Source organism: Vibrio gigantis (genome assembly GCF_024347515.1).
In the GTDB taxonomy this organism is placed as follows: domain Bacteria; phylum Pseudomonadota; class Gammaproteobacteria; order Enterobacterales; family Vibrionaceae; genus Vibrio; species Vibrio gigantis.
Genome location: NZ_AP025493.1, coordinates 97,602 through 108,709 on the forward strand (window position 1 = coordinate 97,602; position 11,108 = coordinate 108,709).

Genomic DNA, 11,108 nt, shown 5'->3' on the forward strand with positions numbered 1-11,108 from the left:
AGTTAAATTACAATCTCATGCAGAACAAAGTATTTCAAGCTAGCTCGTCTCGAATTGAAAAAATTCACCGAAACTTAACGCAAAACTTAACTCTAAGCCTTTTGGCTTTGCGGCCTACACACATCTATTGGTCGGTTTGAACAATAAACAACCGCCCAACAGTTGTGCTTTATCCTGTTTTACGTTGTTGGTTGAGTTTATGTATAAGGCGAGTTGCTTGATGGCTGTTGACCATAAGCCTATTAATAAGTTGTTGTAATAGCTCTGCTTCGGGCAAGGTGTTGTTACGTGTTGTGATTTCTGCTGAGCTTGCAAGTTCAAGAACCTCATTCATTTGAAGCTCGGCAGCAACGCCTTTAACTGCCAGCAAAGTATGGTTGAGTTCGTCGGTTTGAGAGTTGGAAAACATGTCAATTAGGGCATCAATTTGGTGCTCTAAGTCAGAAACAATGGACTCTAGATAATCGAGCTTTTCATCGAGGTCTAGGTTCTGGTCAACAAGTAACGGGTTTCGTGTTAGTTCTTCTTCGGTCATTGGTAACTGATTTTTTGGGCATCGGGTAAGTATTGTGACGTTGCCTTCGTTTTGTGTTTTACCCATGTTTGTGCCGTCTATGTCTAAGTGTGTTCTATTGACTTCAAACTGCTTATGGAACTCTATAATTGCATTCTTAAGGCTGTTTTTTTGTAGTGGCTTGGTTAACACGAAATTTGCGCCTGAACTCAAGAAGTCATCATGAGCTTCTTTAAAGACATCAGCGGTGCAAGCAAAAATAACCGTCGAAAGTTTGAGTTCATTTCGGATTTTCCGTATTGCTTCGATACCACTCATGTTCGGCATATGGTTGTCCATAATGATGAGGTCATATTGATTTTCAGACAGTTTGTCGAGAGCTTGTAACCCGTCAAAAGCGTTATCTACAGTCAAGTTGAGAGACTCGCAAAACTTCTTTATCACCATTGCGTTGACCTTGTTATCTTCAACAAGCAATACAGAGAAGTTATCGTGAATGGTCGTATTTTCTGGCTCTGTTACTTTGGTTATTTGCGGTGCAAGCTTTTGAAGTTTTAAAGGCAAAGTGATGTTGAAATGAGTTCCAACGTTCAACTGGCTAGAAACGTTAATATCGCCCCCCATCAGTTTAACCAGTTGCTTAACGATCGAAAGCCCCAGGCCAGTCCCTCCAAATTTACGCGTTGTTGACAGCTCTGCCTGTTCAAATGCCGTAAATATATGGTCTATTTTACTTTCGTCGATGCCTATCCCTGTATCTGACACTCGGATATTGACGGTAGGCGGGGTCGTGTTGGATAGATCAAACTGGATTTCGACTTTGCCTGACTCCGTAAATTTGACCGCATTACCTGCCAAATTAAATAGGATCTGGCGGGTACGTGCAGAATCGCCAATTAACTGGATGTTTGAAGGGATATTGTCATTGATGATTAGTGACAAGCCCTTATTTTCAGCGAGTGGAGTGAGTGTCTTATCTAGGTGTGTCACGACATCGCAAACCGAGAAAGGGGCGAACTCAAGCTCTAGCTTGCCTTGCTCAACTTTAGAAAAATCTAAGATGTCATCAAGAATGGTGACTAAGTGTTGCCCTGAATCGATGATTACCTGAGCTTGTTTGCGAGTCTCGGATTCTTGAGAGTCGCTTTTGATTATTTGTGCAAGACCCAAAACCCCATTCATAGGTGTTCTTAATTCATGGCTCATTGTTGCGAGAAAAAGAGATTTCGCTTCGTTAGCATGCTGTGCGGTGCTAGCGGCTTCTTGGTAAGCAAGAGTATTACGTTTTAACTCAAAAATTCTCATTATGAACATGGCAAAAGAGAAGGTGAAGATAAAGGCTGTAAGCGCAAAAATCAGTTTTATGATTAGGCTTTTTAATGAGTTTTGTAGATCGGTAAATCCGTGTTCAGCTTCCTCGACATATTGCATACTGTTATCGGATAAAATATTGGACAGTAACAACTGTTGTTGGATGTTTAGGTCTGTAAAGGTTTCTATGAGTTGAATAAAATCTGGGTGGCTATTTAAGCGACCTATTGCGTTCGTTGGGCTTGTAGAGCCTTCATGTTTTGCGTTTTCTTCTTGATTAGCAAGGGAAGGCTCTGTTTGCAAAACATTAGCGAGCAGTTCGCTCTGAACTTTAAACATTGATTTGGAAGTGTTGTTATCCGTCAATTTTTGTGTGAGTGATTGAAGGATGAATTGGCGTGCCACACTTTGGCCAACCAAGTGATCTAAAGTATCAATATTGGTCATAGAAGAGTCATAAAATCGCTCTAGTATCTGTCGTGTAGGTAATTTGTTGAACCATGGGGAATGTATGCTTTTCTCCTGATAACTACTCCTCAGTTTTTGAAGCTCTTTTTCTAGATGCACTAAATTGGCTGAGAGTTGATAAGGGTTCGAAATACCAGTGATTGCGCTATTCGTTATTTGATCCCTCATGTTTAACACTTCATGCCCCAATTCACGGGCTAACTTCCCATAAGATGCCACGCGTTCATGTTCAATATAAGACAGAACAGTGAAGCTTATGAGTGCGATAAACGATAACGTAAAGGCTAAAAATGTCAGTTTGATTTTATTCATTTTCAAACTCCAGAAGCATTTGCGGACGGTCGCCTGTCAGTGATTCTAAAAAAGCCTTAATATCGTTAATCGTTTCCCTTTTAAATGTTTTACCCAGTTGACTCTCGCCCATGATTTTAATGGCTTCTTCTAATGTGTCTGTACGTCCATCATGAAAGTAGGGAGCTGTGATAGCGACGTTTCTTAAGCTCGCTACACGAAACAAATGCTTGTCTTGGGGCGAAGAGGTAAACATATATCTCCCTAGATCATCACTACGTTCACTACCGGTCTTACCAATTCCAAAGTAACCAAATCTCATGACCATTCCCCCACCAATATTGGTTCCTTGATGACAACGGATGCAGCCTTCTTTTTGGAATGTTTCCCATCCACGCAATGCTGAATCGGAAAGAGCTGCACTATCACCTTGCAAATATTGGTCAAAAGGGGAATTGGGCGTGGTAAGGCCATGCATAAATTCGATCAAAGACGACTTAATAGAATGGGTGGTAATAGGTAAATCGAATTTTTTGAATAGGTTTGTGTAGTGGTTGGACTGCGATACATAATTTGTTATTAGATCCCAGTTTGAGTCCATTTCAAGGACGTTGTGAACGGGTCCATCTATTTGATCGGAAAGGTTGTTGACTCGTCCATCCCAAAAAAATCGGTAATTGAAAATAGCATTGAAAACGGTCAGCGAATTGCGCATTCCAGCGCCGTTCACTCCAATAGAAACTGGGATGCTTTCTGCGCCATTCGAGTGCAGGCTATGGCATGTCTCACAGCTGATTTGTTTATTCGAAGAAAGGTTCGGATCTTTAAATAGCGCCCAACCAATTTTGGCTAAGTTTACGTCAATATCGGCTTCGTTTGGGATCGCAAAGATAGGCTGATTGGAGGAGACACTGTAGCTATTAATTTGTGACGCTTGAGTAGACGACGAGGATGCTTTAGGTGAATCATTATGGGAATGTTGATTCGAAGTAATTTCAATCGGAGTTGTGGTTGTTGGCGGAGATGAGCTGTAAATTACGGCGATGACAGAAATAGAAATAACAGTGATCACTATCGCAGCCAAATAGGGTGTTCTCATAGTACTAGTTCCATCTAATTTTAGCCCCTTAACATGATTCAGAATCCGTCTGAATTTGATCTTGTTTAATCCATGTAAAAATTACGTCTTTGATGTAAATCTAGTTTCATATTTTACTTGTTGCAAGGAGGTCGTATAGAAATGAAGGGAAAAGAGGTGTGGAAGAGCTATAGAAATTCAGAGGCTTATAGGGGTTTTCTGTCAGAAAAGAGAAAACCGTGACAGCGTAAAGAGGCTGACACGGCTTTGAATTTAGCTTACTCGGTTGTACTTAAAGCGATTTATTTAGCTTGCGCTGCTGCCGCTTCGAGTTGCTTAAGTTTACCTTGAAGCATGTAAGCATTCTGGTTGAAGTTACCAGGGTTCAACACTTGGCTTTGCTGCATTGGGTAGTCAGGTAGCGTGTTCATGAACTCTTGTACTTTGCCGCCAACTGGTACGAATAGCCACATGTTGTCTGCCATCCAACGTAGGTACATGCCAGATTCGTGTGGTGCTTTTTCGAATGGGTCAGCACGTAGGTGAACAACTTGAGGCCAGTTTGGTTGGAAACGTACCGCATCAACGATGTTACCGTCCATTACAGCGAATGAGATCTTAAAGTCATTCCAACGTACAGCGTTTAGCTCAGCATTCGCAGAGAAGTAAAGCATGCTGTCACGAGGGCCTTTCTCTTCTTTACCTTGGAAGTAAGGTAGGAAGTTGTAACCGTCTAGGTGTACACGCCAGTTTTTACCGTTGTACGTTGCACCTTTCTCAGACGCTAGTTTCTCAACGACTTTGTCATCACCAGCCGCTGCTAGCAGTGTAGGGATCCAGTCTTGGTGGCCCATGATGTCGTTGATCTTAGTTCCCGGTTTAATCGTACCAGGCCAGCGAACTAGCTGAGGAACACGCATACCACCTTCGTAAGTTGTACCTTTCTCACCGTGGAAGTAAGTTGCACCGCCATCAGGCCAAGATACTGTTTCTGCACCGTTATCCGTTGAGTAGATTACGATGGTGTTGTCTGCAATTTTCAGCTCATCAAGCTTATCTAGCAGCACACCAACTTGGTCATCGTGCTCTAACATGCCGTCAGCGTAGATGCTGATACCAGATTTACCTTGGTATTTTTCTTGTAGACGAGTCCACACGTGCATACGAGTGGTGTTGTGCCAGATGAAGAATGGCTTGTCAGCTTTAACCGCTTTTTCCATGAAGGCTAGAGATTCTTCTAGGAACTCTTCATCCGCGTGCTCCATACGCTTACGCGTCATAGGGCCAGTATCTTCAATCTTGCCGTCAGAAGTCGACTTGATTACACCGCGAGGGCCAAAGTTCTTACGGAACTCAGGGTCTTTAGGGTAGTAGTATGTCTCAGGCTCTTCTTCTGCGTTCAAGTGGTAAAGGTTACCGAAGAACTGGTCAAAACCGTGGTTCGTTGGAAGGTGCTTGTCTTGGTCGCCCATGTGGTTCTTACCGAACTGAGCGGTCATGTAGCCTTGTTCTTTAAGAAGGTCTGCGATCGTTGGAGCCCAATCAGGGATACCGTGGTCAGAACCCGGCATACCGATAGTCAATAGACCAGTACGGAAAGGTTCTTGACCTGTTAGGAATGCAGCACGACCAGCTGTACACGATTGTTGACCGTAGTGGTCAGTAAATAGTGCGCCTTCGTTAGCAATACGGTCGATGTTAGGTGTTTCGTAACCCATCATACCGTTGTTGTATGCACTGATGTTGAATACACCAATGTCATCACCCCAGATAGCAAGAATGTTTGGTTTTTCTGCCGCTGTTGCTGCTGAAGAAGCTGCTAATAAGCCAACACCTAATGCTAGTTTATTAATTTTAGTACCCATAAGGACTCCGATTTACTTTAAAGATTAATGCGTTAGAACAACACATCGTTGGGCAAACATTAATCTCAAAAATCGGTTGTGTCTTTTTATAGTGGTTATAACCAATTGTTATGGAGGGGGTACAACTTGCTGATTTTAGATGTTTTTAATTCAGAATTAGAATTTACCCTTAAGTTTTATGTGTGATCATTATCAAGTTTATTCGCGTAAATTTTATCGTTGAGTTGAGCGTGCTGCTTATTGGAAAAATGACAAAAAGATTAATAGTTTAGTGAATCTCGCGATAGTGCAAAAAATGAACTATACGTTGTATGGCAGGATGCAAATAACTAACGAAGAGGTTTCTATGACAGCGAAATATGGCGTCAAACGTCGATTAGCGATTTTGGGCACAGCGATGATGGCGGCTTCCACCACCACATTCGCAGCAGAAAAACCGAACATTCTCGTCATTTGGGGTGATGACATTGGTCAATCTAATGTCAGTGCATACACCTTTGGCTTAATGGGGTACCAAACTCCAAATATTGATAGCATCGCCAAAGAAGGCATGATGTTCACCGATTACTATGCAGAGCAATCGTGTACCGCAGGCCGCTCTACCTTCATTACGGGTCAAAGTGTATTGAGAACAGGTTTGAGTAAAGTAGGACTACCGGGAGCAGACATTGGGCTTCAAGCAGAAGATGCAACCATTGCAGAACTTCTAAAGCCAATGGGCTACATGACTGGCCAATTTGGCAAAAACCACCTTGGCGACAAAGACGAATTTCTACCAACAGCACACGGGTTTGACGAATTTTTTGGCAACCTTTACCACCTGAATGCTGAGGAAGAACCAGAGAATGAAGACTACCCGACGGATCCTGAGTTTCGTAAGAAATTCGGCCCGCGTGGTGTTATTAAATCATTCGCTGATGGCAAGATTGAAGATACCGGTCCTTTAACGCGTAAGCGTATGGAAACGGTTGATGAAGAAACGCTCGATGCCGCACTTGATTTTATGGATCGTGCAGTGAAAGCAGACAAGCCATTCTTCGTTTGGTGGAACGCAACACGCATGCACTTTAGAACTCATGTTCAGCCAGACAGTAAAGGTGTCACCGGCATTAGTAACTATGCCGATGGTATGGTTGAGCACGATAGACATGTTGGCCAGCTATTAAAACAAGTGGATGATTTAGGCATCAAAGACAATACGATCGTTTTCTATTCTACGGATAATGGTCCACACATGAACTCTTGGCCAGATGCGGGTACAACGCCATTCCGTGGTGAGAAAAACACCAACTGGGAAGGCGCTTACCGCGTACCAGCAATGGTTCGTTGGCCAGGTAAGATTGAGCCGGGCAGTATCTCTAATGAAATTATGCACCATATGGATTGGATGCCAACCTTCGTTGCTGCCGCTGGTGATGATCAAATCAAAGATAAATTGCTGAAAGGTCATACAGCGGGTGATAAAACATTTAAGGTTCACCTAGATGGTTACAACTTCCTTCCTTACTTAACCGGTGAAGAAGAAAAAGGTCGTCGTCATGAGGTCTTCTACTTTACCGATGATGGTGATTTAGCGGCGCTTCGTTACAACCAATGGAAGGCGGTGTTCATGGAGCAACGTGCAACGGGCACCATGCAGATTTGGTCAGAACCGTTTGTGACGTTACGTCTTCCTAAGTTGTTTAACCTGCGTATGGACCCATACGAAAACGCAGATATTACATCAAACACATACTACGACTGGTTGTTAGACCATGCTTATATGTTTGTTCCTGCTCAAGCGTACGTTGGCAAATTCTTAGAAACGTTTGCTGAATATCCACCACGTCAAAAAGCAGCAAGCTTTAGCTTGGATCAGGTTATGGAAAAACTTCAAGAGAACCACAACAAGTAAGCTTTGGTTTATTGAAACTGATAGTTTGATGAAACTGGTAACACGAAAGAGCTCCTAGGAGCTCTTTTTTTATGCGCATATCGATGACCAAATACTTGTCGTGAATATGAATCACAACTATCGTGTTCACAGCCACTAAATAATTGTAAATTCATTGTTTTTACGTCTACCTTATTAAGCATAAGGATGTATAAAAACAAGGAATGTTATGTCTGCATGGTTGTGCTCGTTAGTGAACGGATTGAAACACCAACGAGTTGCAGTATTATCCGCAATGTTGTCTCTACCTATGTTGTCGCTGTTCAGTTTCAATGTGTATGCCAATGAACAGGTGTCGCCAGCTAGCTCCCAAGCTACATATGTCGGCTCTGAAGCTTGTATTGACTGCCACAGCGAAGAAGTGGAAGCGTGGCAAGGTTCTCATCATGATATGGCGATGAAGCACGCCTCTGATGAATCGGTATTGGGTGATTTCAACGATCAAACGGTCACTCATGACGGTAAGCCCAACCGTTTTTTTCGTAAGGGTGATGAGTTTTGGGTCAATATCGAAGGACCAGACGGGCAATTCAAAGATTACAAAATCAGTTATACCTTTGCCTTTGAGCCACTACAGCAATACATGGTTGAGTTTGAAGACGGCCGCGTACAGTTGATTCCTTTCGCTTGGGATTCTCGCAATGAGGGTGAAGGCGGCCAACGTTGGTTTCACCTTTATCCTGATACCATCAACACAGATGAGTTTTACTGGACCAACAGTGGCCAGAATTGGAATTTCATGTGTGCAGACTGCCATTCAACGAACCTAGAAAAGAACTATGACAGCGCAAGTAATACTTACAACACCACATGGTCTGAGATTAATGTCGGTTGTGAGGCTTGTCATGGCCCTGCGAGTGAGCACGTTGAGCAAGCCCAACTAGCAAATAACAAGATAGCGAAAGTGGACGGTGAAAAAGATGCTCCAGTATCGACGCATTACGGTTTTGATCGTGACTTGTCGAAGTCTGTGAAAGAGTGGATTTACCAAGAGGGCAACTCAACCCTTCAACCAAAAGACATAATCCATACCAATCAAGTTCAAACCTGTGCTCAGTGCCACAGCCGACGCACTCAGTTGAATGAAACAGGTGACCACGTTAGCGGTTCATTCTTTGATAAATATCGTCTAAGCCTGATTACCCCTGAGCTCTACCATAACGATGGTCAAATCTACGATGAGGATTACGTTTACGGTTCTTTCTTACAATCCGTGATGGCTGAGAAAGGCGTCACGTGTACTAACTGCCACGATCCCCATACTGCAGAACTAAAAATTGCAGAGGAAGCCGTGTGTAACCAGTGCCATATTGCCTCTGAATACACACCAGAAAAGCACACATTCCACGAAGCGAATACCGAAGCTTCACAATGTACGACTTGCCACATGCCAGAAACGACTTACATGGAGGTCGACCCAAGGCGTGACCACAGTTGGCACATCCCACGACCTGATATCAGCCAACACATTAAAACGCCGAACGTGTGTACAAGTTGCCACGAAGATCAAACAGATCAGTGGGCCGATAAACAAATCGGTCAATGGTTCCCTGATTCTAAATATCGAAATCAACAGCATTTCGCTGTGGCTTTTTACGCGGACTCAATAGGGCACAGAGGTGCGGAAGATGCACTGGCGTATTCGGCTCAGGATTCTAGCTTAAGTAATATTATTCGAGCATCAAGCCTAGAACGTTTAGGTGGCAACACTGGCAAGAACACTCTTATTTCATTAGCAAGGGCAGTGAAACACGACGATGAGATGATCCGTCTAGGTGTTGTACAAGGCTCATCTGGTTTCCCGTTTACCGACCGTTGGCAGATTCTAGAGCCACTATTGAAAGACCCTGTATTGTCGATTCGTTCAGAAACAGCTGGCGCGTTAGTCCGTTATTGGGGAGAAATGAATCCGCTGCAGAAAGATCAAATCAAGCCTGCATTGGAAGAGTACATTGAGATACAGCGATTTAATGGTGACAGAGGTTTTGGAAGAACCAATCTGGGGAATGTTTACCGAGATTTAGGGAAGCATGAACAAGCCATTGAGTACTATTTAGGCGCTATCGAAATCGAGCCATATTTCGAGAACAGCTACGCCAACTTGGCTGATCTGTATCGGACTTTGGGTGATGAACCTAAAGCACTAGCGACCTTGAAGCAAGGCATTCAAGCTCAGCCAAAATCGAGTGTATTGCCATACAGTGCAGGGCTGTCATTGCTGCGAGTGAAAGACTACGACCAAGCAACGCGTTATCTAAAACAAGCGGCAGAAACGGCACAAACCGACCCGCAATATTGGTATGTGTATGGCTTAGCATTGGAAAAATCGGATGTGCTTGCGGCGAGCCAGTCATTACACAAGGCCTACCAATTTAGCCGAAACCCTCAACATTTGTACGCACAGTGTGAAGTGTTGGCGCGAAACAGCCATATACCGGGTGTGCCAAAGGCATTTGAGCAATGTATTACCTCATTGAGCAAAGTGGCACCGCCGGAGGCAATTAACCAGTTGAAGGCCAGGCTCAAATAAAGCGTTGAGGTTAGCTTGGCTAAGGTGGATGTAACGCATCACGCTATAACCACTTATTGCGTTTATAACCAATAGTTATAGGGCTTGTGAGTAGGATGTACGCAGCCAGATTGAATAAAGGGAAGACCTATGAACCATGCGCAACAAGCAATAAACCAACTGATTGAACAGACAGAGAAAAGTGTTATCGGTCAGAGTCACGTCGTTCGGGCTCTGGTGATAGGGTTATTGACTAATGGCCATGTGCTTCTTGAGGGGCTTCCCGGTACGGCGAAAACTCGCTCAGTGAAATCGCTAGCGAACCTACTGAACACCAGTTTTGGTCGAATTCAGTTTACGCCTGACCTGCTGCCATCAGATGTAACAGGTACAGAAGTGTATCAAGAGCTTGATGGAAAGCCTCAATTGCACTTCCAACCGGGTCCTATTTTCAACAGTATTGTTTTAGCCGATGAAGTGAACCGTGCTCCTGCGAAGGTACAAGCGGCTCTACTTGAAGCGATGGCGGAAGGCACGATTACAGTGGGTGGTCAAACTCATATCCTGCCAGATCTATTCATGGTGCTAGCAACTCAAAACCCAGTTGAGCAAGAGGGCACTTATCCATTACCTGAAGCACAAATGGACCGTTTCATCATGAAAGTAACGGTCGACTATCCAGAAGATGAAGCTGAGCGCGACATCATTCGACTGGTACGTAGCGAAGAGTTGGGCAGCGAAACCAGTTCAGAACTAGTTACGCCGCAGCATATTGAACCTGAATTGGTGCTTGAGGCGCGCCGTCAACTTCCTGAAATAGCGGTTTCTGATTTAGTCGAAAACTACATTGTTACCTTGGTGATGGCAACTCGTAAGCCAGAACGTTACCCAGAATCTAACCTATCAAAATGGATCGAGATTGGTTCAAGTCCTCGTGCTTCTATCGCTTTGGATAAGTGTGCTCGGGCTTATGCATGGCTACAAGGACGTGACCACGTCACGTTGGACGATGTGCGTGCAATGCTTCCAACTGTGTTGGGGCACCGATTCTCGTTGTCTTACGATGCATTGGCTGACGGCGTTGACCATCAAAGAGTGGTTGAAGAACTGCTTGATAATGTTGAGATCGGATAACTAGG

Annotated in this window: 6 protein-coding genes; 3 read left to right on the forward strand and 3 right to left on the reverse strand. The window is 43.9% G+C overall.

All coding sequences use genetic code 11. The features are described 5' to 3' along the window. Positions 1–169: 169 nt before the first annotated feature. The 3 genes from OCV56_RS16600 to OCV56_RS16610 all read right to left on the reverse strand — a co-directional run bounded on the left by OCV56_RS16600 (position 170) and on the right by OCV56_RS16610 (position 5,527). The gene (locus OCV56_RS16600) at positions 170–2,605 is read right to left on the reverse strand and encodes an ATP-binding protein (protein WP_086713827.1); all 2,436 of its coding nucleotides are present in this window, start codon (positions 2,603–2,605) and stop codon (positions 170–172) included. Continuing rightward, the gene (locus OCV56_RS16605; RefSeq protein ID WP_086713828.1) at positions 2,598–3,683 is read right to left on the reverse strand and encodes a cytochrome-c peroxidase; all 1,086 of its coding nucleotides are present in this window, start codon (positions 3,681–3,683) and stop codon (positions 2,598–2,600) included. The genes OCV56_RS16600 and OCV56_RS16605 overlap by 8 nt, the downstream gene beginning before the upstream one ends. A gap of 281 nt (positions 3,684–3,964) precedes the next feature. Beyond that, positions 3,965–5,527: an arylsulfatase gene (locus tag OCV56_RS16610; protein WP_086713829.1), complete on the reverse strand. Its 1,563-nt coding sequence runs from the start codon at positions 5,525–5,527 to the stop codon at positions 3,965–3,967. 346 nt (positions 5,528–5,873) lie between these two features. Here OCV56_RS16610 and OCV56_RS16615 point away from each other — a divergent pair, with 346 nt between their 5' ends. The 3 genes from OCV56_RS16615 to OCV56_RS16625 all read left to right on the forward strand — a co-directional run bounded on the left by OCV56_RS16615 (position 5,874) and on the right by OCV56_RS16625 (position 11,103). Then, positions 5,874–7,421, forward strand: coding sequence for an arylsulfatase (locus OCV56_RS16615; protein ID WP_086713830.1), 1,548 nt, complete (start codon positions 5,874–5,876; stop codon positions 7,419–7,421). Positions 7,422–7,629: 208 nt separating this feature from the next. Continuing rightward, positions 7,630–9,990: a tetratricopeptide repeat protein gene (locus tag OCV56_RS16620; protein ID WP_086713831.1), complete on the forward strand. Its 2,361-nt coding sequence runs from the start codon at positions 7,630–7,632 to the stop codon at positions 9,988–9,990. A gap of 129 nt (positions 9,991–10,119) precedes the next feature. Next, positions 10,120–11,103: an AAA family ATPase gene (locus OCV56_RS16625; RefSeq protein WP_086713832.1), complete on the forward strand. Its 984-nt coding sequence runs from the start codon at positions 10,120–10,122 to the stop codon at positions 11,101–11,103. Positions 11,104–11,108 lie beyond the last annotated feature (5 nt).

What these genes read in the sequence shown, in the direction of transcription:
- OCV56_RS16610 (WP_086713829.1), bottom strand. Translation starts at nt 5,527, where the DNA reads ATGGGTACTAAAATTAATAAACTAGCATTAGGTGTTGGCTTATTAGCA.
- OCV56_RS16600 (WP_086713827.1), bottom strand. Translation starts at nt 2,605, where the DNA reads ATGAATAAAATCAAACTGACATTTTTAGCCTTTACGTTATCGTTTATC.
- OCV56_RS16605 (WP_086713828.1), bottom strand. Translation starts at nt 3,683, where the DNA reads ATGAGAACACCCTATTTGGCTGCGATAGTGATCACTGTTATTTCTATT.
- OCV56_RS16625 (WP_086713832.1), top strand. Translation starts at nt 10,120, where the DNA reads ATGAACCATGCGCAACAAGCAATAAACCAACTGATTGAACAGACAGAG.
- OCV56_RS16620 (WP_086713831.1), top strand. Translation starts at nt 7,630, where the DNA reads ATGTCTGCATGGTTGTGCTCGTTAGTGAACGGATTGAAACACCAACGA.
- OCV56_RS16615 (WP_086713830.1), top strand. Translation starts at nt 5,874, where the DNA reads ATGACAGCGAAATATGGCGTCAAACGTCGATTAGCGATTTTGGGCACA.